Annotated in this window: 8 protein-coding genes; 5 read left to right on the top strand and 3 right to left on the bottom strand. The window is 74.6% G+C overall.

The window, feature by feature from the left end; genetic code table 11:
• Positions 1–9: 9 nt before the first annotated feature.
• Together WME82_RS35055 and WME82_RS35050 are read left to right on the top strand one after the other, a co-directional pair.
• Positions 10–6,036 (top strand): AAA family ATPase, encoded by a 6,027-nt coding sequence (locus tag WME82_RS35055; protein ID WP_438038852.1) that lies wholly within the window; start codon positions 10–12, stop codon positions 6,034–6,036.
• Between the two features lie 116 nt (positions 6,037–6,152).
• On the top strand, positions 6,153–7,235 hold the full coding sequence (locus tag WME82_RS35050; RefSeq protein WP_438038851.1) for a hypothetical protein: 1,083 nt from the start codon (positions 6,153–6,155) through the stop codon (positions 7,233–7,235).
• 212 nt (positions 7,236–7,447) lie between these two features.
• Here WME82_RS35050 and WME82_RS35045 read toward each other — a convergent pair whose 3' ends face one another.
• Complete coding sequence (locus WME82_RS35045; protein WP_438038850.1) at positions 7,448–8,071, bottom strand: hypothetical protein; 624 nt, start codon at positions 8,069–8,071, stop codon at positions 7,448–7,450.
• A gap of 749 nt (positions 8,072–8,820) precedes the next feature.
• Between WME82_RS35045 and WME82_RS35040 the strand changes: the two genes are divergently transcribed.
• A complete protein-coding gene (locus WME82_RS35040; RefSeq protein ID WP_438038849.1) occupies positions 8,821–20,994 on the top strand; it encodes a tetratricopeptide repeat protein in 12,174 nt (4,057 codons plus the stop codon).
• Positions 20,995–21,344: 350 nt separating this feature from the next.
• Positions 21,345–21,683, top strand: a complete 339-nt coding sequence (locus WME82_RS35035; RefSeq protein WP_012239209.1) for an HU family DNA-binding protein — start codon at positions 21,345–21,347, stop codon at positions 21,681–21,683.
• A gap of 200 nt (positions 21,684–21,883) precedes the next feature.
• Here WME82_RS35035 and WME82_RS35030 read toward each other — a convergent pair whose 3' ends face one another.
• Together WME82_RS35030 and WME82_RS35025 are read right to left on the bottom strand one after the other, a co-directional pair.
• The gene (locus tag WME82_RS35030) at positions 21,884–22,519 is read right to left on the bottom strand and encodes a hypothetical protein (protein WP_437740847.1); all 636 of its coding nucleotides are present in this window, start codon (positions 22,517–22,519) and stop codon (positions 21,884–21,886) included.
• A gap of 179 nt (positions 22,520–22,698) precedes the next feature.
• Positions 22,699–23,046: a hypothetical protein gene (locus WME82_RS35025; RefSeq protein ID WP_438038848.1), complete on the bottom strand. Its 348-nt coding sequence runs from the start codon at positions 23,044–23,046 to the stop codon at positions 22,699–22,701.
• Positions 23,047–23,252: 206 nt separating this feature from the next.
• Here WME82_RS35025 and WME82_RS35020 point away from each other — a divergent pair, with 206 nt between their 5' ends.
• Positions 23,253–24,065 carry a hypothetical protein gene (locus tag WME82_RS35020; RefSeq protein ID WP_437740845.1) on the top strand — a complete coding sequence of 271 codons (813 nt, stop codon included), beginning with the start codon at positions 23,253–23,255 and terminating at the stop codon, positions 24,063–24,065.
• The last annotated feature ends 73 nt before the right edge of the window (positions 24,066–24,138 follow it).

Here is a 24,138-nt window from a genome sequence, read left to right as displayed (position 1 = left end):
CCTCCCCGTATGCCCGATAGTCCCCGCTACCGCGTACTCGAAGTGTTGCACCGAGGTGCGGATACCATCCTCTATCGCGCGAGGCGCGAGGAGGACGGCCTGCCGGTGGTGCTCAAGGTCCTGCGGCGCGACCACGCGAGCCCGCGCGCCCTGGGGCGCTTGCAGCACGAGCTCGAGATCGCCAGGTCGATCGAGTCGACGGTCGTCGTCAAGGCCTACGGCATCGAGACGTTCAGCGACCAGGTGACCCTGGTCCTGGAGGACTTCGGTGGCCGCTCGCTCGACCGGCTCCTCAGCGGCCCCATGCCCATCGAGCGCTTCCTGCCCCTCGCCATCGGCTTCGCCGGCGCGCTCGCCGAGCTGCACCGGCGGCACGTCATCCACAAGGACATCAAGCCCCAGAACCTGCTCCACAACCCCGACACCGGGGAGGTGAAGATCACCGATCTCGGCATCGCCTCCCTCTCGCCCCGCGAGGCCGAGGAGCTCGCGCACGACGGGCTCATCGAGGGCACGCTCGCGTACATGGCGCCCGAGCAGACGGGCCGCATGAACCGCTGGATCGACGAGCGCACCGATCTGTACTCCCTCGGCGTCACCTTCTACGAGATGTTGACCGGCACCTTGCCCTTCCAGGCAAGCGACCCCGTCGAGTGGGTCCACTGCCACGTCGCCCAGGCGCCGCGGCCGCCGCACGCGCTCGTCCCCTTGATCCCGCTGCAGCTGTCCGCGATCGTGCTCAAGCTGCTCGCGAAGGCCGCCGACGCGCGCTACCAGAGCGCGCTCGGCCTGCGGTACGACCTCGACCGGTGCGTCGGCCGGCTGCGCGCGAGCGGCACCATCGAGGCCTTTCCGCTCGGCCAGCGCGACGTCTCCGATCGGTTCCAGGTCCCGCAGCGGCTCTACGGCCGCGAGCGCGAGCTAGAGGCCTTGCTCGACGCGTTCGGGCGCGTGGTCGCGAGCGGCCGGACCGAGCTCGTGCTCGTGTCGGGCTACTCGGGCATCGGCAAGTCGTCGCTCGTCGCCGAGCTGCGCAGGCCCATCGTGCGCGAGCGCGGCTTCTTCCTCTCCGGCAAGTTCGATCAGCTCAAGCGCGACATCCCCTTCCACGCCTTCATCCAGGCCTTCCGGGCGCTCTCGCAGGAGATCCTGTGCGCGAGCGAGGAGCAGGCCGACCGCTGGCGGCGGCGCCTCCGCGAGTCGCTCGGCCAGGACGGCGGGCTGCTCGCCGACCTGCTCCCCGAGCTCGCGCTGCTCCTCGGTCCCCAGCCGCCCGTGCCCGAGCTCCCGCCCGCCGAGGCGCAGCGCCGGCTGCACGCGATGCTCCTGCGGTTCGTCGCGGCGTGCGCCCAGAAGGAGCACCCCGTCGCGCTCTTCCTCGACGATCTCCAGTGGGCCGACGCGGCCAGCCTCCAGCTGCTCGAGCAGCTCGCCACCCGCGCCGACGCCGCGCACCTGCTGCTGATCGGCGCCTACCGCGACAACGAGGTCGGCCCCACGCACCCGCTCCGGCTCACGCTGGCCGAGGCGCAGAAGCACGGCGTCCCTGTCGACGACATCGCCCTCGCGCCGCTCTCCGCCCCCCACGTCGGCGCCCTCGTCGCCGAGGCGGTCCACGCCCCGGCCGGGCCGCTGTCCCGGCTCGTCTACGAGAAGACCGGCGGCAACCCGTTCTTCGTGCTCCAGTTCCTCATCACCCTGCACGAAGAGGGGCTCATCACCTTCGACGCCGACGAGGGCGCGTGGCGGTGGGACCTCGCCGCCATCCGCGACCAGGGCTTCACCGACAACATCGTCGAGCTGATGGTGGGCAAGCTGAAGCGGCTCTCCGTCCTCACGCGCGACGCCCTCAAGCTCGCCGCGTGCCTTGGCAGCAGCGCGGACCTCGACGCCCTCGCGATCGTCGCGAGCCGCCCGGCGGAAGAGCTCCGCGAGGCGCTCGAGGAGGCCGTGCGGGAGGGGCTGCTCGTCTGCCGGAGAGGCTCCTCCTACCGCTTCCTCCACGACCGGGTGCAGCAGGCCGCCTATTCGCTCATCCCGGCGGGACAGCTGCCCGAGGTGCACCTCCGGATCGGCCAGCTGCTCCTGAAGGCGCGGCGCCCGGAGGAGCGCGAGGACGCGCTCTTCGACATCGTGGACCACCTCAACCGCGGCGCCGTCCTCCTGCGTTCCCAGGCGGAGCGCGACGAGCTCGCCGCCCTCAACCTCCGCGCCGGCAGGAAGGCCAAGGCCGCCGCCGCCTACCAGTCCGCCGCGGCCCTCTTCGCCGCCGGCATGGCCCTCCTCGCGCAAGATCCCCGCGAGCGCTGGGAGACCCGGTACGATCTGACCTACGACCTGAGCCTCGAGCGCGCTCGCGCCGCGCACGTCGCCGGCGGTTTCGAGGAGACCGAGCGGCTCCTCGGGGAGCTCTTGGAGCACGCGAGGACCAAGATCGAGCGCGCCGCCGTCGTGGAGCTGGCGGTCGTCTTCTACCAGGCCCGCGGGCGGAGCGACCACGCCGTCGAGCTCGGGCTCTCGTGGCTCCGCACGTGGGATATCGACCTTCCGCCACACCCCACCAAGGCACAGGTCACAGAAGAGATCGAGAGCGTCTGGCAGGCCTTGGGCGACCATGCGATCGAGGACCTGCTCCGGCTGCCCCCCATGGAGCAGTCCGCGAGCAAGGTCGTGATGGCCGTGCTGAACGGCGTGGCGAGCCCCGCGATCTCCGTTGACCAGGACCTCCATTGCCTGGTCATCGTGCGCATGGTGAAGCTCAGCTTGCGCCACGGCAACGCCGAGAGCTCCGCTCACGCCTATGCGGCCTTCGCGCGAATGCTCGGCCCGCAGTTCGGGCGATACCGTGAGGCCTACCTGTTCGGAAAGCTCGGCCACGACCTCGCGGACAGGAGCGGCCTGCTCACCATGAAAGCGCTGGTGTTCACCCTCTTCGGACAGCATGTCGTCTTCTGGACACGCCACTACCGAGAGACAACTCCGTACACGCGCGCCGGCTTCAGCGCCGCGGTCGAGTCCGGCAATCTGCAGATGGCGTGCTTCAACTGCATCTGGGCCCCGCTGTTCCCGCTGCTCTCCGGCGAGCCGCTGGAGGACGTGCTCCGCGAGGTCGAGGAGCGCCTCGGCTTCGTGCGCAGGGCGGGCTTCGCGTTCGCGCACGGCCCCCTCCTCAGCGGCCGCGCCATGATCCAGACGCTGCGAGGGAGGCCGGTTCGCTACTCGACGCTCGACGGCTCCGACCTGGTCCCGTCGGCCTTCGAGGCGCGGCTCGACGAGGGCGAACTGCGGGGCGCTCGCGGCCTCCATGACAGCATGAAGACCCAGGCGCTCTTCGTGCTCGGCTCCCCCGGAGAGGCGCTCGCCGCGGCGACGCGCGTGATCGTCGACCACCCCTTCAGGACCGAGCCCTCCGCGCTCATCGCCGAGAACTGCTATTATTACGCCCTCGCGCTCGCGGCGGTCTCTCACGACGCGCACGCGCCGCAGGGGCAACACGGGGCGCGGCCATCTCCGGCAGAGGAGCTCCCCGCGGGTCTACTCGACTGCGAGCGGCAGCTCGGCGAGTGGGCCGCGAGCTGCCCGGACAACTTCTTCCACAAGCACGCCCTGGTCCGCGCCGAGATCGCCCGGCTCCGCGGGCAGGAATCGGAGGCGATGCGGCTCTACGAGCAGGCCATCGCGTCGGCGCGGGAGGGCGGCTTCGTCCAGCACGTGGCCATCGCCTGCGAGCTCGCCGCCGGGTTCTACCGCGCGCGCGGCCTCTCCACGCCCGCCGACGCCTACCTGCGAGACGCCCGCGCTGGCTACTTCTCCTGGGGAGCCCACGCCAAGGTCGAGCAGCTCGACCAGCGCTATCCCCACCTCGTCGAGCGCAGGCCGATCGCCCCCACCGTCACCTTCGCCGTCCGGGCCGAGCAGTTCGACGTCCTGTCGGTGGTCAAGGCCTCTCAGAGCATCTCCGGCGAGCTCAAGCTCCCGCGCCTGCTCGAGATGCTCCTGCGCACGGTGATCGAACACGCGGGCGCCGACGAAGGCTGTGTGCTCCTGATCCGGGAAGATCGCCTGTCGACGACGGCGGCGATCGCGACGTCCAGGAGCGCCGCGCGGCTGCTTGACGCGGGCGAGGCGTCGGAGGCGCTGCCGCAATCCATCCTCAACTATGTCCTCCGCAGCCACGAGCGCGTGCTGCTCGACGACGCCACGGCCAGGCACACGTTCTCCGAGGACGAGTATTTCACGGAGAAGAGGCCGAGGTCGGTGCTGTGCCTCCCGATCATGCGCCAGGCCCGGCTGCTCGGCATGCTCTACCTGGAGAACGGGCTCGTGGCCGGCGCGTTCACCCCCGGGCGGCTCAGCGTGCTCGAGTTGCTCACCTCGCAGTCGGCCATCTCGCTCGAGAACGCCATGCTCTATGCCAAGGTCGAGCAGGAGAACGCCGAGCGGCGGCGGGCGGAGCAGGCGCTGAAGACCAACCAGGCGACGCTGCAGGCCATCGTCGACAACTCCGCTGCAGCCATCTACCTCAAGGATCGCGAGGGCCGGTATCTGCTCGCCAACCGCCAGGCGGGCAACCTCCTCGGCCTGCCGAGCGACGAGCTCCTCGGAAAGACCGACGCCGAGCTCTTTCGCAATGCGACCGTCGAGGTGCTCCAGGCCAACGACCGGCGGGTGCTCGACGCGGGCGAGCCGCTGGAGTTCGAGGAGGACACGCTGGTAGACGATGATCGGCGCACCTTCCTGTCGGTCAAGTTCCCTCTCGGCGAGGAGGTCATGCCCGGCGTGCTCTGCGGCATCTCCACCGACATCACCGAGCGCAAGCGGGCCGAGCTGGCCGAGCGCTTCCTGGCCGAGGCGAGCCGCAAGCTGATGGCCCTCGGCTACGGCGCCACCCTCGAAAGCGTGGCGCAGCTCGTGGTCCCCGAGCTGGCCGACTGGTGCGTCATCGACGTGGATCTCGCCCAGGGCGCTCCTGGATCGACGGTCACCGCGGTCACCGCGGGCGTGCCGGCCGAGCTCGCCGACGCGGTGATCGAGGCGCTGCGGCCCCTGGCAGCGACCTCGCCGGACCGGATCGAGGTGGGCGACGTCCGCGTGGCGCTGCTCCTCGAGCGGCTCGGCGCTCGCTCCTTCCTCCGCGTCCCGCTCCTCGCGCGCGACCGGCGCTTCGGGGTCATGACCCTGCTGGCGACCGCGCCCGGGCGCCGCTATCGGCCCGCCGACCTGTGGCTCGCCGAGGAGCTGGGCAGCCGCGCCGCGCTCGCCCTCGACAACGCGCGCCTGTTCGCCGAGGCCCAGCAGGCGATCGAGCGCCGGGACGAGTTCCTCCTCGTCGCCTCGCACGAGCTCAAGACCCCGCTCACCTCGCTGACGATGCAGACCCACCTCCTCGCCCGGCTATTGCCTCGCTACCGGCGCGCGGAGATCGCCCCGGAGCGCATCGACGCCGCGCTCCACGTCCTCGATCGCCAGATCGCGCGGCTCGCCCACCTGGTCAACGAGCTGCTCGACGTCACGCGCCTGAACGCAGGCCGGTTGACCCTCTCGCGCGCGCCGGTCGACCTGGCGGCGGTGGCGCGCGAGGTCGTCGAGCGGATGCACCAGCAGCTCGACGACGCCCGCTGCCGCGCCGATCTCGATCTGGACGAGCCCGTGGTCGGGCGCTGGGATCCTTCTCGCATGGAGCAGGTCCTCATCAACCTCCTGTCCAACGCGATCAAGTACGGCGCCGGGGGCCCCATTCACGTCGCCGTGCGCGGCGAGGGTGATCGCGCGTTGCTCGTCGTCCGCGATCACGGCATGGGCATCGCCGAGGCCGATCAGGCCCGCATCTTCGAGCGCTTCGAGCGCGCCGTCTCCGTCCGCAACTTCGGCGGCCTCGGCCTCGGCCTCTACATCGTTCGATGGATCATCACGGCCCATGGCGGCGCCATCCGCGTCGAGAGCGCGCCGAGCGCAGGCGCCGCGTTCATCGTCGAGCTCCCTTTGCTCCCGGCAGAGGCCGAATCGGACACGGCGAGAGGATCCACCTCGCCGTGACGGCGTGGGCGGCAATAGGCAGCGGGTCCTTCGCGCTCCTCTTCCGGGTGATTGGCGTCTTCCAGCGATCCCGTTTTTCCGCCCTATCAGCTCGGAATGGCTGTACGGTGGCGCCCGTGAAAATGCGCCTCGCTGCCATTCTCCTCCCGTGCTGCGCTGCTGCTTCGCTCGTGGCGTGCGGTCAACCGGCTCCGCCGGCGGCCGCCCCGCCCGCGCAGGCGCCCCCTGGTGCGAGCGGCGTGGCGCCTGCTCCGGTCGTGAGCCCGGCGCCCGCCGAGCCCGCGCCGACCGCGGCCCCCGCTCCGGCGAAGACGTGCAGCGAAGCGCAGGACATCGAGACCTGCGAGACCGAGTGCGCGGCGGGCAAGGCGGCCGCGTGCGAGACGCTGGGCGACCTCCACGCGAAGACGGAAGACAAGGCGACCCCGGGGTTCTCGCTCGGGTCTGCGCTGCCGGCGTTCGGCGAGGCGTGCAAGCTCGGCGCGAAGAGCGCGTGTGACAAGCGCGAGGTACACCTGAAGGAGCTCCGCGCCGCGTGCCAGAAGAGCGCGAAGAGCTGCGCCGCGCTCGGCCGGGCGCTCTCGAGTCAGGACGGCCACGACAAGGAGGTCGACGAGAGCTTCGACCGCGCCTGCAATGCGGGAGACGTCGCCGCTTGCGAGGAGCGCGGCGAGCTGCACATGGACCTCGAGCCCGCGAAGATTCACGCGGCGATCGCCGAGAAGGCGCTGGATCGAGCGTGCGCGAGCGGCTCGGTGAGCGCGTGCTGTTCGCTCGTGAAGGTCTACACGGACACCGACCGCGAGAAGAAGGCCGACGCGGCGAGGGCGCGGGTCGAGGCCGCGAACGACAGGTCGCAGCAGGGCCGGAGCGCGTGCGACGTCTTCCGCCTGGGAGGCAAGCCCAAGGTGCGGGTGATCGCGAAGGCGAACGCGGAGAGCGCGAAGGCCTTGAGCAAGCAGGAGATCGCTTTGCTCGAGGAGGTGCTGTCGCGCCGGGTGCCGTATTGCTACGCCGAGCCGCCGAAGAGCCCCGCCGAGCTCGATATCGAGCTCAGCCCGGATAGCGCCGCCAAGCTGGGCGGCTACACGGGTGTCGACAGCGATCAATGCGTGAGCCGTATTGTGGAGAGAATCCACCTCGCCGGCACGACCCCGCGCCGCGCCCGCTTCGCGCTCGGCTTCGAAGCCGCCAAGTAACGTCCGTTGCCCGCGAGGAGCCGGCGTTTGACCGAGGCCCTCGGGCTGGCTCACGGCGGCCCAAGATGTCGTGCGTTCTCGGGCAGCACGTCACCGACCTCGCGCGTCCGCAGAGGACCACGCTGGCTCCGACCGGGCAGATCGCCTTCGTCGTGATAGGCGTCGTCGAGAGGGCGCGCGCAGGTGTGGGTTCAATCGGAGGCGAGGCGCTGTCAGTCGTCGAAGCCGAGGTTCACCGGCCGCTGCGGGAGCGTCTTGGCCAGCGACAGCTCCGTGGTGGGCACCGTCGTCGGCACCGGCGAGAGATCGAGGTCATCGATCCAGAGCGCGCCGGTCTCGGTGAGGAGCGTGCCGAAGGAGATGGACTCGGCCGCGTTGTCCACGTCCAGGACGACGTGGTACTGCGTCCAGTCGGTCGTCCCCTTGATGGCGCGATCGCTCATGTTGTCGAAAGCGAGCGTGTTGCTGTGGCGACCATCCACGCGCATCCACAGGCCGGCCCAGCCCTTGACGTTCTCGCTCTTCACCCAGCCCTGCAGCCGGACCCGCTTGCCGCGGAACTCAATGGCGCTGATGGACTGCATCAAGGTGCCGAACTCATCGCCTGGGTCCCTCACCGACCTGAGGAACGCGGCGGCCTTGCCGCTGCGCTTGATCTTGCTGTCGACGCCGACCGCGTACGCCTCCGGCTTGCTCCCCGCGAGATTCCAGCCGGCCGGGCTGGCCACCGCGTTCTGCGCTGTCGCCACGGGCTCACTCGCTCGTGCGTCCAGCGGCCCGGCCCCGAACAGCGCGGCTGCGGCGAGGCTGCCGAGAATCGCCTTTTCGATGCGCATAACGATTCCTTTCTGCGCAGACCCCGTCCGCGCGCCCTGCGCCTCATCTTGCGAGGTGCTCGCCGTCGACGAGCGGACGCTTCCCTGCGCGGATACCAAGCATCTCCTGGTGCCCAGCGGAGGACCGGTCAAGTTGCCCAGGGCGCCGACCTTGAGTCGTCGAGCATCACGATTGGATTCATCGGGTTCGTCGAAGCAGGCTCGGGTATGTCGAAGGCGAGAGTCGGGCGGGCGCCTCCAACATGATCAGCCACGCTGCGCGGCGGGCGCTATCGAGCAGACCCCGGCGTCATCGCCCCCTTGCTCGGGCCGCCCCGGCGCTCGAGGTGGCAATTCCGCGGCGGTGCGCCTACCCGAGCGCTGAAGAGCAGACAATAGGCCACCACGCGCGCGCCCGCTGGCCGCGCCTTCGAGGCCTCCTCGACAGGGGGCTGGCTCGCGGCGCTCGCGGGCGCTTTGCGCAGCGCCCGCCGGCTGGAGCAGGGGCAGTCGCCCCCACACGCCTCACCGCGTCTCATCACCTCTGCCCAGGCCATTCGTCGCGCCGCCGCGGCGTTCCCGCATGCCGCGCGACGCCGCCCCCGGCGGTCGAGCCCGCCCCCCCAGCGCCGGGCCCCGATCCCCGAGCCCATTTGGGAAACGCTCCTGTTACCTTGGGCAGCGCTCCGCAGCGCACTGCGGGCGCAGGTTCGACGGAAGCGCCGGCACGCCGGCCCCTTGCTCCACCGCCAGCCGAGGTCCGGATCCACATGCAGCAGGACACGAAGAGCGCGCGCGTCTCGTTCCGTATCGACAACCTCGAATCCGCGCTCGAGCAGGGGATCGACAACGAGGCAGCCGCGCTCGACGTGCTCGTGGCCGCGGCGGCCAAGGGGAGCCTGCACCCCGAGCTCTGGGCGAAGCTCCACGAGACCTCCGCCCGCCACGACCGGTTCTCCGAGCTCGCGTTCGCCTACGAGCGCCTCGTCGGCGAGCGGCGGTTCGGGATGCTCCCGCAGGCCGCCCAGGCCGAGGTCCTCGTGCGCGCCGCCGAGTTCCTCGCCGACTCCTTCGGCGACCCCGGCGGCGCTCGCCCCTACCTCGAGCGGGCGCTCTCCGTGCTGCCCTCGCACCAGGAGTCCTTCTTCCGGCTCGAGCGCATCCTCCAGGAGGCGAACGAGCCGGCGAAGCTCGCGGACCTCTACGCCCTCGCGGCGGGCCACCGCCCGGACCGCGCCGAGCAGCTGTCGCTGCTCCGCCGCGCGTTCGAGCTCGTCGACGTCAACGGAAACGGCGCGAGCGACGAGGAGCGCGCGATCAAGCTGCTCCAGCAGATCCTCAAGGTCGACCCCGCCGACGCCTCGGCGCGCTGGGAGCTCGAGGCGCGCTACGCGCGCGCCGGGCGGCACCAGGAGATCGCGAGGATGCTCGAGCAGGCGCTCACCGCGGAGGCGCCGCCGCCCGACGCGCTCGAGATCCGCACGCGGCTCATCGACCTCTACAGCGGCCCGCTGAAGGAGATCGAGCGGGCGCTGCCGCACGTCGAGGAGGTGCTCGCGCAGAGCCCGGGCCACGAGGCCGCCCTCCGCGCCGGTGAGGCCCTGCTCGCGCGCAAGACCGTCCTCGTGCGCGCGGCCGCGGCGCTCGAGGCGGCCCACGCGCGCCGCGGGGACGCCCCGGAGGCGGCGCGGATGATGGCCCTCCAGATCGAGAACCTGCGCGGGCCGCGCCGCGTCGAGGTGCAGAAGCGGCTCGTCGAGCTGCAGTTCCAGCGGCTCGGCGATCTCGCGTCGGCGTTCTCGCTGTCGGAGCAGATCCTCGCGGTCGACCCGTCCGACGAGGCGGTGCGCGAGCGCTTCGTCGCGCTCGCGTCGGCGCTCGACCGTCAGGCCGACGCGGCGCGCGTGCTCGTGCGCGCGTCGGCCGGCGCCAAGGACAAGCCGCTCAAGGCCCGCATCGCCGCCGAGCTCGGCGAGCTGTACGAGGGCCTCGGGGACGGCAGGAAGGCGCGCGCGTCGTTCCAGCAGGCGCTCGACGGCGAGCCCGACGACGCGGCCGCGCGGCGCGCGGCCCGCGGGCTCGCGAAGCTCTGCGAGCGCGAGCGCGACGCGCGCGGGCTCGCGGGCGCGCTCGAGCGGCTCGCCGAGGCCGAGCCGGAGGCCGAGGCGCGCGAGGCCGCGGCGGAGCGGCTCGCGCGGCTCTACGAGGAGGAGCTCGGCGACGCCGCGGGCGCGATCGCGGCCTACCGCAGGCTCGCGGAGTCGGGCTCCTCGCGCGAGCCGGGCGCGCTCGCCGCGCTCGAGCGGCTGTACGAGGCCACCTCGGCGCACGAGGGCCTCGCGTGGGTCCTCGAGCGGCGCGCCGAGGCGGAGCCGGACCGCCGCGCGGCGCGGGAGCTCGCCTTCCGCGCGGCCGAGCTGCGCACCCGGCTCGCGGATCTGCCCGCCGCCGTCGCCGCCTGGCGCCGCTACCTCGCGGCGTTCGGGCCGTCGCGCGAGGCGCACGCGCGGCTCGTCCCGCTGCTCGAGCAGGAGCGGCGCTGGGCCGAGCTCGAGGCGCTCCTCGAGGCCGAGGCGGAGCTCGCGGCCGGGCAGGACCGCGCCTCGGTGCTCGCCCGGATCGGCGCGATCCGCATGGCGCGGCTCGACGATCCGGCCGGCGCGATCGTCGCGTACCGCGAGGCGCTCGCGCTCGATCCGACCGACCGACCGAGCCGGCTCGCGGTCGAGAAGATGCTGGGCGCGCCCCCGGGCAACAGCGCCGCCGGCGCGGAATCGTCGCGGCAGAGCTCCCACCTGCTGCTGACCGACGATCAGCGGCTCGCGGCCTGCGCGGTGCTGGAGCCGATCGCGCGCGCAGAGAAAGCGGCGCCGCTGCTCGTGCGCGTGCTCGAGACGAAGGCGGAGCTCGGGCCCGTCGCGTGGGCCCCCGGCGCGTCCGCGCCGACGCCGGCCGACGTGTCGGGCAGGCTCGCGGCGCTCGAGGAGGCGGCCTCCGTGGCCGAGCGCGAGCTCAGGGACCCGAAGAAGGCGCTCGATCTCTCGGCGCGCGGGCTCTCGCTCGCGACCGCGTACGCGCCGGAGCGGCTCGCGCGGTGGGTCGCCGAGGTCGAGCGGCTGACGGAGCACGGCAGCGAGTCCGCGCGCCGCGCGCCGGCGCTCGCGGGGGCGCTCGGGGATCGCGCGGTGGACAGCCCGGCGCTGTCGCACCTCGCGCGGCGCGCGGGCGAGGCGCTGCTCGCGAGCGGCGACGTGACCCAGGCGCTCGCCCTCTACCGCCGCGCGCTCGCCTTCGAGCCCTCGTCGCTCGATCTCATCGCGCGCGTCGACGCGCTCCTGCGCGAGCAGGGCAGCCCCGAGGAGCGGCTCGCGCTCTACCGCGAGGCGCTCGCGCAGCCGTGCGCGCCCGCGCGGCGGCGCGAGCTCCTGCACGCCATCGGCACCATCCAGCGCCGCGACGTCGGCGACCTCGCCGGGGCGGCCGCGACCTACCGCGCGGCCATCGAGGACGACGCGGGCGACGACGCGGCGTACGAGGCGCTGCTCGATACGTACGCGGCGGGCGGCGCGTGGGGCGCGCTCTACGGCGCGCTGGCCGAGCGGCTCCCGGGCGTGGCGCCCGACGCGCGCGTCGCCCACGAGCTGCGCATGGCGGACGCGGCCGCGAGGGGCGGGGAGGTCCCGAGCGCGGTCGCGCACTACCGCGCGAGCCTCTCGAGCGGCGCGGCGCTCGACGGCGCTGCGCTCGCCGCGATGGAGGCGCTCGCGCTGTCCGCGGGCGACCCGGCGCTGCTCCGCGAGGTGCTCGAGCGGCGCGTCGCCGCCGCGGGCGATCCCCTGGACGAGGCGCTCTGGCTGGAGCGCCTCGGTGAGCTCGCGGCGTTCGGCATCCGCGCGGCCGACGCGCCCGACGCCGCGCGCGCGGCGGACGCCCCGGCGGCGCAGGCCGCTCCGGGCGACCTCGAGGCCGCGGTGACGGCCTGGCAGCGCGCCGCCGGGCTCGCCGAGGGGCCGCTCGCGGATCCGGAGCGAGCGCAGAAGCTCTACGAGCGCGTGCTCTCCGTCGCGCCGAAGCACCGCGACGCCGCCGCCCGCCTCGCGGCGCTCTACCGCGGGCAGGGGGCCTGGGCTCGGCTCGCGGCCGTCTGCGAGGTCCTGCTCGACACCGCGGCGTCCGACGACGAGGCGTTCGCGGCGCTCGCGGCGCTCGAGGACGCGGCGATCCGGGCGCGCGCGACGTCGCGCTTCGTCGACGCCGCGCTCGATCTCCGCGATCGCATGAGCGCCGACGGGGAGGGGGGCGCGGCCGCCGGCAGGGCGGCGGCGCGCGCCCGGGCGATCGAGGCGGCGCTCGCGCGCGTGCTCGCCGCCGATCCCGAGCGGCAGGACGACGCCGCGTCCGTCTACCGGCGCCTGCTCTCGCCCCAGGACGACGGCGACGCCGCGCTGGGCGCGCTCGACGCCGCCGCCCTGGAGGCGTTCCGCGCGTTCCTCGCGCAGAGCCCCGACACGCTCGCGCGCCGCGTGGACCGGCGCTGGCTCTTCACGCTCCTCGTGGAGCGCGGGCGCGAGGGCGAGCGCCCGAGGGCGCTCTCCGCGTGGGCCGCGTGGGAAGAGGAGATCGGCAACCGCGCGGCGGCCGCGGCGCTCTACGCCCGGCTGCTCGAGGCGGATCCCGAGAACGACGACGCGCTCGCGGCGCGGGGGCGCCTCCTCGCCGAGGTGGGCGATCACGAGGGCGCGGCGGAGGTGCTCGCGGCGCGCCGCGACCGGAGTCAGGGCAGCGCGCGCGTCGCGCTCGACGTCGAGCTCGCGACGCTCCTCTTCGATCGGCTGGATCGGCCGGCGGACGCGCTCGACGCGGTCGCGCCCGCGATCGAGGCCGGGACGATCGAGCCCGCGGTGATCGAGATCGTGCAGCGCGCGCTCGGGCGCCCCGAGACGCAGGCGCGCGCGGCGCTCCTCCTCGAGCGCGCGTGCGACGCGCTCGACGATCCCGAGGCGCGCGTCGCGCTGCTGGAGGCGCTCCTCGCGAGCTCGCCGGCGGACGCCGCGCCGGGCGCCCTGCTCGACGCGGGCAGCCTCGCGGCCGCGCAGCGCGCCGCCGTCCGCCGCGGCTGGTTCGAGCGCCTGCTCGATCACCACGACCACGACGCGCCGCGCGGCCTCGGCGTCGCCCTGCGCGCGGTCTCGGAGCTGCCGGGCGAGCTCGCCCTCTGGGATCGGCTCGAGGAGCTCGGCCGCCGGGCGAAGCAGCCCGAGCGCGTCGCGGCCGCGCATGCCGCGGCGCTCGACGCGGGCGCGGCGCTCCCGCCCGACATCGTCGAGGAGATCGGCCGGCGGGCCGTCGAGCACCACGAGGAGTGGTTCGACGCGCCGGAGACCGCCCTCGCGCTGCTCCGCCGGCTCGTCGAGCTCGTGCCTGGCTCGCTCTGGGGCTTCGAGCGGCTGAAGCTCGCCTACAACGCGGCCGAGCGCTGGGAGGACCTCTTCGCGCTCTACGACGCGATGCTCGAGCGCACCTCGGCGGCCGACGAGCGCGTCTTCCTCCTGGAGGACGCCGCGGCCGTCGCGCGTGACCTCGCCGGCGACGGCGAGCGCACGATGCGCTACCTCGAGCAGCTCCTCCCGCTCCAGGACGACGCGCGCACCCGCGCCGCGCTCGAGCGGCTCTACGAGCGGCACGGCAGGCACCGCCCGCTCATCGATCTCCTGTCGGCCGAGCTGCCGAGGCTCTCCGGCGACGCCGCGGATCGGCTCCGCGAGCGCGTCGCGCTCCTCTGGATCGAGGGCGTCGGCGACGCCGCGTCGGCGCTCCCCGTGGTCGAGAAGCTCCTCGACGCGCCCCCGGAGCCGCGCGCCGCCCGCGCGGCGCCGCGCCCCGTCGACGCCTTCGCGCTGCTCGAGCGGATCCTCGGGGGGCTGCCGCCCGAGCAGGCGCCCGCCGGTGAGGCCGGCGCGCTCGCCGCGCGGCAGCGGTCGGCCGCGCTGCTCGCGAAGCACTACCGCGAGGAGGCGAGGCCCACCGACCTCGTGCGCGTGCTCGAGATCCAGCTCGAGGGCGCCGACGCCGGCGACCGCCCGGCGCTGCTGCGCGAGATCGTGCGGCTCCGCCGCGACGCCCTCGGCGACGAGCCGGGCGCGTTTGCGCGGCTCGCCGAGCTCGTCGAGCTCACGCCATCGGAGGCCGGCGATCGCGCGGAGCTCGCCGAGCTCGCCGAGCGCCTCGGCCGGCACGACCGCCTCGCCGAGGTCCTCGCCGCGGCCGAGCCGCGCGCCGGCGACGCGCGGCAGGCGCTCTCGCTCGTGCGCGACGCCGCGCTCCTCCGCCGCGACCGGCTCGGCGACGCCGACGGGGCGATCGCGCTCTTCCGCCGGCTCTTCTCGCTCGCCGAGGCGAGCGGCGACGCGGAGTCCGCGCGGGACGCCGCCCGCGCGCTCGATCGGCTCTTCGCGGAGGCCGACCGCGTCGTCGAGCGGTGCGACGTGCTCGACACGCTCGCCGCGATCGAGACGGACCCGGCGGCGCGGCGCGAGGCTCTCGGCGAGCTCGCGCGGCTCGCCTCCTCGCGGCTCGGCGACGAGGCGCGGGCGATCGCGGCGTACTCGGCGCGCCTCGTCGACGACCGCCAGGATCTCGCGGCGCTCGACGGACTCGCGGCGCTGCTCGAGGAGGGCGGGCGGTACCGCGAGCTCACGGCCGTGCTGGAGCGCCGCGCGGCTGTGCGCGGCGGCGCGGGCGGCCGGCGCGATCTCGGGCGCGTCGCGCGGCTCTTCGAGCGCGAGCTCGGCGACGCCGACGAGGCCATCGCCACCTGGCGCCGCATCCGCGAGGAGCTCGCGCCCGACCCGGAGAGCGGGAACGCGCTGGCCGCGCTCTACACGCGCGCGGAGCGCTGGGGCGACCTCGTCGCGCTGCTCGAGGTCGAGGCGTCCGCGGCCGGCGCGCTCCCCGGCGGGGCGGGCGCGGCGCGCAGCGTGGAGCTCTTCCAGCGCCTCGGCGACACGCACCGCGATCGCACGCTCGCGTGGGAGCTCGCCGTGAAGGGCTACCGCCGCGCGCACGAAGCCGAGCGGAACGCGCGCCGCGCGGGCGTCGAGGGCGGGGGCGGCGAGGGCGAAGGCGGGGAGGGCGAGTGGGGGGCGGCCGAAGGGGGCGAGCGGGACGCGCGCTCGCCCGCGCCGCGCGCGGGGCTCGAGGAGCTGCTCCGCCGCATCGACCCGGCGTCGGCCGAGCACCGCGGCGCGCTGGTCGCCGCCGTCGGCGCGTTGCTCGAGATCTGCGCCGACGCGGACGACTGGCGCGGCCAGATCGCGCTGCTCGAGCCGCGGCTCACCGCGGCCGGGACGGACGCCGAGCGGGTCGCCATCCTGAAGGCCTCCGCGGCGCTCCTCGAGGAGCGAGGCGACGATCGGGAGGGCGCCTTCGAGCTCGCCTTCCGCGCGTTCCTCCTGTCGCCCGGCGCCGAGCCGCCCGAGGGCCTCCTGCGGCTCACGGACCTCGCGGGCCGCTGGCACACGATCGCCGACGCGCTGCCCGAGCTCGAGCGCCGCGGCGACGTCCCTGCCGCCACGCTCCGCGACCTCACGGCCCGCGTGGGCCGCTGGCACCGCGACGCGCGCGCCGACGAGGACGCCGCCGAGCGCGCGTTCGAGCGCGCGCTCCTCCACGACCCGGCGAACCGCGCGATCCTGCTCGATCTCGCGGAGCTCCTGCGGCGGCGGCGTGGGCCCTCGCTCGTCCCGACGCTGCTCCGGCTCGCCGCGGCGACCGGGCACGACCTCGCCCTCTACCGCGAGGCCGTGGAGGCGGCGCGCGACGCGGGCGACGCGGCGCGGGCCCGCGAGATCGCGGCGGAGCTCCTCGATCTCGCCGTGCAGCGCCTCGTCGACGAGGAGGAGCAGCCCCCTGCGCCCGGCGCGTGGCCGGCCTCGCGCGCCGCCCTCTGGGCGATCGACGCGCTCGTCGGCATGCTCGCGGGCGCGGGCGACAGGCCGCAGATCGTCGCGCTGTGCCGGCGCGGCGCCGCGCTCCCGTTCGCGTCGAGCGAGCGGCGCCGGCTGCTGCGCGTCGCCGCCGAGGCGGCGGAGCCCGGCGAGGCGATCGCCCTCTACGGCGGGCTGTTCGCGGACGATCCGACGGACGAGTCGGTCGGCGAGAGCCTCGCCGCGCTGCTCCGTGCGGCCCGGCGGCGCGAGGAGCTCGTGCGCCTGCGCGAGCTGCAGATCGAGGTCTCTGGCGATCTCGAGCGCCGCGTCGCGCTCCGCTACGACGCCGCGGAGCTCCTCGCGGACGCCACGCGCGCGTCCGAGGCGATCGCGCTGCTCCGCCGGAACCTCGCGGAGAGCCCGGGGCACGGCGCGTCGATCGACAGGCTCGCCTCGCTCCTCGAGGCGGGCGGGCTGCACCGGGAGCTCATGCTGCTCCGCGAGGAGCAGGCGGCCGCGCGCGGGTCGGCGGACGCCGGCACGGCGGCCGCCGAGCTCTGGCTCCAGGCGGCGTCCCTCGCCGAGCACGAGCTCAACGAGCCCGAGCGCGCGATCGTCAGCTACCGCCGCGCCGCGGACATCGGGTCCGTCGAGGCGCTCGACGCCCTCGCCCGGCTGCTCGCGCGCCGCGGCGAGCACGCAGCCGCCGCCGAGGCGCTCGAGCGGCTCTGCGCCGGCGCGGCGCCCGAGGAGCTGCACCAGGCGGCGCTCCGCCTCGCGGACGCGTACCTCGCCGCTGGCGAGCCCGATCGCGCCCGCGCCGCCCTGGAGCGAGCGCTACCCCGCGCCGCGCAGCCCGCGCCGCTGCGCGAGCGGCTCGCGTACCTCTACCGCGCGTCGGGCGCGTGGAGCGCCCTGGCCGCGCTCATCGCGGGCGACGCCGCGCGCGCCGACGAGGCGCCGGCCCGGCTCTCGCTCCTCCGCGAGGCCGCGGACCTCTACCTCACGCGCGGCGGCTCGCCCGCCGCCGCGATCCCGCTGTTCGACGAGGCCATCGCGCTCGCGCCGGACGACCTCTCGCTGCGCCTCGCGCGGAGCCGCGCCCTCTCCGCCGCCGGCAGGACCGACGACGCGACCGCGGCCCTGCGCGGGATCATCGCCGACTTCGGCGCCCGCCGCCCCAAGGAGCGCGCGCTCGTCCACTACGAGCTCGCCCGCGTCGCGCTCGCCACGGGCGATCGCGCCCGCGCGATGGCGGAGTTCGACCTCGCGCTGCGCGTCGACCCCGCGCACCCCGACGCGCTCCACGGCCTCGCCGGCCTCGCCCTCGAGGACGGCCAGCTCGAGCGCGCGCACCGCGCCTACCGCGCGCTGCTGCTCGTCGCGCGCCGGCCCCGCGACGAGGGCGAGGGGCTCGTCGGCGCGCGGCGCAGCACGATGCCGCCGATGCGCTCCAGCGTGGGCCTCCCGCCTTCCACCTCGTTCAGCCGGGCCGAGGTCCTGCTCGCGCTCGGCGAGATCGCGCGCCGGCAGGGGGCGCCCGAGCGCGAGGCGGAGTACGTCGAGTCCGCCTTCGAGGCGGCGCGCGAGAGCGACGCCGAGCACGAGAAGCTCCTCGCCGCGCTGCGCGCCCGCGGGCGCCACGACCTGCTCGCGCGCGCCCTCGAGGCGCGGCTCGCCGGCCCTGCCGAGGGGCCCGCCGAGGACGCCGCCGCGGCGCTCGGCGAGCTCGCGTCGCTCTACGAAGGCCCGCTCGATCGCCCGGAGCTCGCGCTCTCGGCCCGCCTGCGCGCCCTCGATCTCACCCCGGGCGCCGGCGCCGCGCACGACGCCGCCCTCGAGCTCGCGCGCCGCTCGGGCCAGACGCAGCGGTACCTCGATCTCGTCGAGCGGCTCGTCGCCCGGGCGGCCTCCGAGCCGTACGAGGTCGCGCTCCTGCTCCGCTTCGGCCGCGCCCTCGAGCTCTCGCCGGCCGATCAGGAGCGCGCCGCGGCCGTCTACCGCCGTGCGGAGGCGAAGATCGCGGCCGGCGCGCCGCCCGCGGGCCGCGACGCGGGCGCGGACATCGATCAGCTGTGGAGCTCGCTCGAGGCCATCTACGCGCGCCTCGGCGATCGCGCCGCGCAGGCGGACGTGCTCGGCAAGCGCATCGGCCTCGCCGACGCGCCGGCCGCTTCCACGGGCGTCGCGGATCGCGCCGGGCCGCGGTACCGCCTGGCCGCGCTGCTCGCCGCGGACGCGGCGGACGTCGATCAGGCGATCTCGCTCCTCGAAGAGGCGCTCGACCTCCACGCCGATCCGGACCGGGCCGAGGCGATCCTGCGCGACGCGCTCCGCACCGATCCGAGGAACCCGCGCGCGATCCGCCTCTTCGAGCGCCTCGCCCGGCAGAGCGGGCGGCCGCGCGCCCTCGTGGACGCGCTGCTGCTCCTCGCCGAGATCGAGGGCCCCGGCGTCCTCGAGGAGGCCGTCCGCACCGCCCGCGCGCTCGGCGATCGCGGGCTGGCCGAGTCGATCCTGCTGCGCATCGTCGGCTCGGGCGCGCGATCTTCGTCCGGTTCGTCCGATTCGTCCGATCCGTCCGGCTCCGCGTGGGCGCTCGTCGCGCTCGCGGAGCTCCGCGAGGAGGCCGGCGATCTCGCGGCCGCCGCGTCGCTCTGCGAGCGCGCCGCGCGCGCCTCGGCGCCCGAGGAGGAGCGCGCGCTGCTCCTGCACGCCGCGGAGCTCGCCGCCGGCCCGCTCGCCGACCTCTCCCGCGCAGCGCGCCTCTACGAGGAGCTCCGCGCCCGCGAGCCCGCCGAGCGCGAGATCTGGACGCCCCTCGCCGGCGTGTACCGGCGGAGCGGCGACGCGGCGCGCCTCTCCGCGCTGCTCGAGGAGACGGCGCACCTCGTCGACGATCTCTCCGAGCGCTGCGCGCTGCGCCTCGAGCGCGCGCGCCTCCTCGCGCGGGAGTCGTCGGAGGAGGCGGCGGTCCTGCTCCGCGACATCCTCGACGAGGATCCGACCCAGGTGGAGGCCGCCATCCTCCTCGCCACCATGCTCGAGGAGGCCGGCCGCACCGACGAGCTCGGCGAGCTCTTCGCGCTGCAGCTCGACGCCGCCAAGGATCGCGCGGACGTCACGTCGATCGCGTCGATCTCGATGCGCCTCGGCGCCCTCCTCGAGCAGCGCGGCGACGATCGCGGCGCGCGCGACGTCTACCTCGGGGCCGCGGACTGGGACGGCGCGAACCGCGACCTGCTCCGCGCGCTCGTGCGCCTCAGCCGGAAGCGCGACAACGCGGAAGACCTCATCGATGCGCTCGAGAAGCTCCTGCGCACCGAGCAGGGCGCCGAGGCGGCCCAGCTCGCCCTGGAGCTCTCCGAGCTGCACGGCGCGCGCGGCGACGACGCCGCGGCGGAGGCCGCCCTCAAGGCCGGGTACGCCGTCTACCCCGCGAACGATCGGCTCCGCGAGGAGCTCGCGTCGCGCTACGCGGCCCGCGAGGCCTGGCACGCCCTCGCCGAGCTCCACGTGCTCACGGCGCACGGCGCCGACGGCGACGAGGCGCGCGTCGAGTCGCTCTGCCGCGCCGCCGAGATCCTCCGCGATCGCGCGGGCGACGCCGCGGCGGCGGCCGAGCTCCTCGAGCGCGCCCTCCGCGTCGCGCCCGGGGATCGCGACGTCTTGATCGCGCTCATCGACGCGTGCGGCGCGGTCTCCGATCACGCCCGCGCGGCCCGCGCGCTCACGGCGACGCTCGAGGCGAGCCCGGACGACCCGTGGCTCTACCGCGCGCGGGCCGAGATCCACGGCGCGCTCGGCCAGGGCGACCGCGCCGTCGCCGATCTCGAGCGCGCCTACGCGCTCGGCGGCGCCGAGTACGCCAGCGAGCTCGTCGCCGAGCTCGAGCGGGCGCTCGGGCGCGCGGCGGCGCGGTCCGCCGAGGCCGAGGCCGCGGGCGCGCCCAGCGAGGCCGCGGCGGAGGCGGCGGGCGCCGCCTCGCCGCGCGCGCTCCGGCTGCGCCTCGCCGAGATCCTCGCGCGCTCGGGCGACGTCGAGCGCGCGCGCGCCCACCTCGGCGATCTGCTCCACGCCGACTCCAAGGACCGCGCCGCGCTCAAGGCGCTCGCCGGCCTCGAGGAGTCCGCCGCGCGGTGGGACGCCGCGAGCGCCGTCTACCGCAGGCTCATCGCGCTCGAGGAGGGCGACGCCCTCGTCGCCACGGCGCTCCTCCTGGCCGGCGCCTGCGCGCGCGCGGGCCACCTGGGCGACGCCCGCGGCGGGCTCGAGCGCGCGCTCCGCGCCGCGCCGGGCAACGCCGAGATCCGCGACCGCCTGCGCGCGCTCTACGCCGAGATCGGCGCGAACCGCGAGCTCGCCGCCATCACGCTCGAGGACGCCGCCGCGGCGTCCGACGTGGCCGGCCGCTTCACGCTCCTCGTCGCCGCCGGCCGCCTGCTGCTCGATGTCGGCGACGCCGCGCAAGCGGCCGCGGCGCTCCGGGAGGCGCGCTCCCTGCGCCCCGAGGAGAACGAGGTCGCCCTCCTGCTCGTGGACGCGCTGATCGCCGCGGGCGACTCGAGGGAGGCGCGCGCGGTCACCGCCGAGCTCATCGTGGCTGCCAAGGGGCGCCGCTCGCGGCACCTCGGCGCCGTCTACCACCGCGTCGCGCGGATCGAGGACGCCGAGGGGAATCTGCACGAGTCGCTCACGGCGCTCACGAGGGCGCTCGAGAACGATCCTCAGAACGGCGAGATCGCCATGGAGCTCGGCGAGAGCGCGCTCGGGCTGGGGGAGGAGGACATCGCCGCGCGCGCTTACCGCGCGGTCACCCTGATGAAGATTTCCCCCGAGCCCGGCGAGGGAGGCACGACGCCCGCCGCGCGGGCGCTCGCCTATTACCACCTCGGCGCGATGGCGCTCGCGGCCGGCGACCGCCGGAAAGCGCGCCTGATGCTCGACAAGTCCGTCTCGGAGGACGGTTCGCTCGAGGCAGCCCGGGCGCTCCTCGACGAGCTGCGCGCCGGCTGAGGGCCTGTCCCGCGCGTCTCCGCGGGTATGCCCAGGTCGCGGCGGCCGCCTCCGCGGCCGCCCCAGGCGGCGCGCGCAGGACGTGAAGCGCGTAAAACCGCGCGACTCCAGGCGTTTTTTGACGCTCTCCGGACCGCGACGGCGCCGCGCCGCCGCCCTTCGCGGCGGCTGGTTCCCCCTCTGGCGCGCCGCTCCGGCGCGGTCTTTCAGGGGTCCGCGCGATGCCCCGTCTCAGAAATCGCTATTTCTCCCCGCATTTTTGTCTTTTTTTGTCCTGTGCCGTGTGTAAGGTTCACTGAGGCTGTGCGCGGCGAGGTGTCGCGCGCGAGCTCATGTCCGAGGAGAGTGCCATGGCAAGTAAGAAGACGGCCGGGGGCGGCGCGAAGAAGACGTTGAGCAAGAGCGGCCTGATCCAGGCCATCACCGAAGCTGCCGGTGATGAGCTGAGCCGCAAGCAGGTCAAGAACGTTCTCGAGTCCCTCATCACGATCGGTCATCGCGAGCTGAAGAAGTCGGGCGTGTTCACGCTCCCCGGCTTCGCGAAGTTCCGGGTGGTCAAGCGCCCTGCGACGAAGGCGCGCCAGGGGATCAACCCGTTTACCAAGCAGCCGATGACCTTCGCCGCGAAGCCGGCGAGCAAGTCGGTCCGCGCTCGGCCGATCAAGGCCATCAAGGACGCGCTCCTGTAGTCTTACGGGATCTCCCAGCGGAGCGCAGGGCGGCCACGGCGACGTGGCCGTTCTTGCTCCATGGCCCCGGCGCGCCATCGCCGGGGCGGCGGTGGGCGTCCAGCGCGCGCACCGGGGGGGCGCGCGCGGCGCGCCGGCAATGCGCGCCGCCAGGGAGCCGGGCGGCTCGACGCCGCCGCCGCCCCCGCGGCGAGGTCAGCTCACTTCTTGCGGCTGTAGGCCTGCGCCGCCACCGGTCCCGAGCCGGTGCGCGCCTTGACAACCAGCTTGGCCGTCGCCGCGATGGGGAACGGCCATTGGTAGCAGCTCTGCTTGGCTCCGATGGCGGCAGTCGGGCCGGTGTCGGAGTCGACAGCGAGCACCGGTTTCAGGTTGAACGCAGCGAGCCCTGGCTGTCCTCCGGCGTTCAGGTCGATCTCCAGCTGGATGTCCACCTCGGTGACGGTGGGGAGCGCCTGCGCCAGGAACGTGTAGCAATTGCCCGGCTGGAGCATGAAGGTCTGCCCAGAGGCCGTCTGTCCCTCGGGCACCACGCTGCAGACGGGCGCCCCTTCCGGCTGCATCTTCGGCGCCTCGCCGGCGGCGCGACCCTGGAACATGGTGGTCATCGCGAGCGACTGGACTCCATCGCAGGGCGCCACCGTGGGCACCGCGACCGGGGGCAGGCCGGCGTCCGGGGGCGGCACGGACGCTGTCGGCTGCGGGGGCGGCGGCGTCCCCGCGTCCGGGGCGTCGTCCGCGAACTCCGACTCCTTGCTGCTGCCGCCGCAGCCCAGCGCTGCCACCGACAGCGCCAGGAGCACTGCTGAACCCAACGACCTACCCGTCACCGTCATCTGCGGCCTCCTCGCGCACAGCCCTGCCGCATGCCGCGGCCCCTCGTTGGGACAGCTGTGCTCGTGGCGCTCATACACCCGCCAGGGGGCGGGGGCTATGCGCGAGGCGTCTTGCGCGGCTGCGCCGGCGGCGCAAGCCCGCTGGCAAGCCGGCGCGAGCGTCCGAGTGTTCGCGCCGCTCAGCCGCCGGGCTCGCCCACGAACTCGCGCAGGATGCACATGCGCGCAATGAGCAGCGCCTCGGGTCGGATCGCCTGATCGAGGTACGCGGCAGAGTTCGCCTCCACAAGCGACTCGCGCAGCATCCCCTGCTCCAGGAACGTGACCGCGCGTCCGAGGTGCAGCCGCGCCCTGTCGGCCGCGAGCCCCATGCCGGCGCTCGCCAGCATTTCTCGTTCCAGGAACCACTGAGCAAACTCTCCGGGACGATCGAGCTTCGCTCGGGAGCCGTGGTCAGTCATGCCGTAGGCTACCTCACTTTTTGACCCGAGCCAGCCGCGCCTGGCCGCAATAACCCGGGAAATCATGGCAGAAGCAGCATCAATCCGTCGGATGGGAGCGATGAAAGCGAGGGCGTGCCACGTCCAAAGCGACATCCGGCGGACGGACCTGGAGCCCGGTTGAGCGGGCTTCGGGGGGGCGCGCCGGGGAGCTCCCGCGAGCGACCCGTTGCGTCGCGAGCCCGTCAGTGAGATTGAACGCGGCGTTCTGCCGGAAATTCGAGGAGGTTCTTTTGCTCCGTACGATTGGCGTCCTGTCCGCCCTGGTCCTCACCGCCGCCCTCGCTGCTGGTTGTCAACAGCGGGAGGCGTCCACGCCGCCGAGCTACGCGAACCAGCCCCCGCCCGGCTACTACCAGCAGCCCGGGTATCAGCAGCCGGGGTATCAGCAGCCCGGCTACCAGCAGCCGGGGTATCAGCAGCCCGGGTACCAGCAGCCCGGCTACCAGCAGCCGGGGTACCAGCCTGCTCCGACCCAGCCTGCCCCCACGCAGCCTGCCCCCACGCAGCCTGCCCCGACGACGACGCAGCCTGCCCCGACGGCGCAGCCTGGCGGCTTTCCCTGGCCGTTCCCGCTCCCTGGCCAGCAGACCACCGGCGGGCAGCAGCCGGCCCCGAGCGGCGGGAGCAGCTCCGGCAGCGCGTCGGCGATCGATCCGAACCTCGCCTCCGCCGCGACGATCCCGCTGAACAACCTCGCTGCGACCGAGGCGCCCGGCATGACGAAGGAGGGAGGGCCGATCGCGGGGCAGTTCAGCGCCGGACAGACCCTGGAGCAGCAGATCCAGCTGATGCCCGGCAAGTGCTACACGATCGTCGGCGTCGGCGCGGGGATCACCGAGCTCGACATCAGCCTCGTCGCGCTGACCCCGATCCCGATGGGCTCATCGGTGCTGGCGCAGGACAACTCGAGCGGCGCGAACGCCGCGCTCGGCGGTCGGGGCAACTGCTATCGCTGGTCGCTCCCCGTCGGCATCAACGCCAAGTACATCGTGAAGGCCACCTCCGGATCGGGCGTCGCCGCCGCGCAGCTCTACGTGAAGTGACGGCGCCAGGACGCCGAGGACGCCAGGAGATCGCTCTCCCCGGCGTCCTCGGGTATCGGCCACAAAAGCGCCG

The sequence above is a fragment of the Sorangium sp. So ce128 genome (assembly GCF_051525245.1).
Lineage (GTDB): Bacteria > Myxococcota_A > Polyangia > Polyangiales > Polyangiaceae > Sorangium > Sorangium cellulosum_B.
The sequence above is the reverse complement of the archived record's forward strand: the minus strand, read 5'-3'. Positions and strand labels throughout refer to the sequence as shown.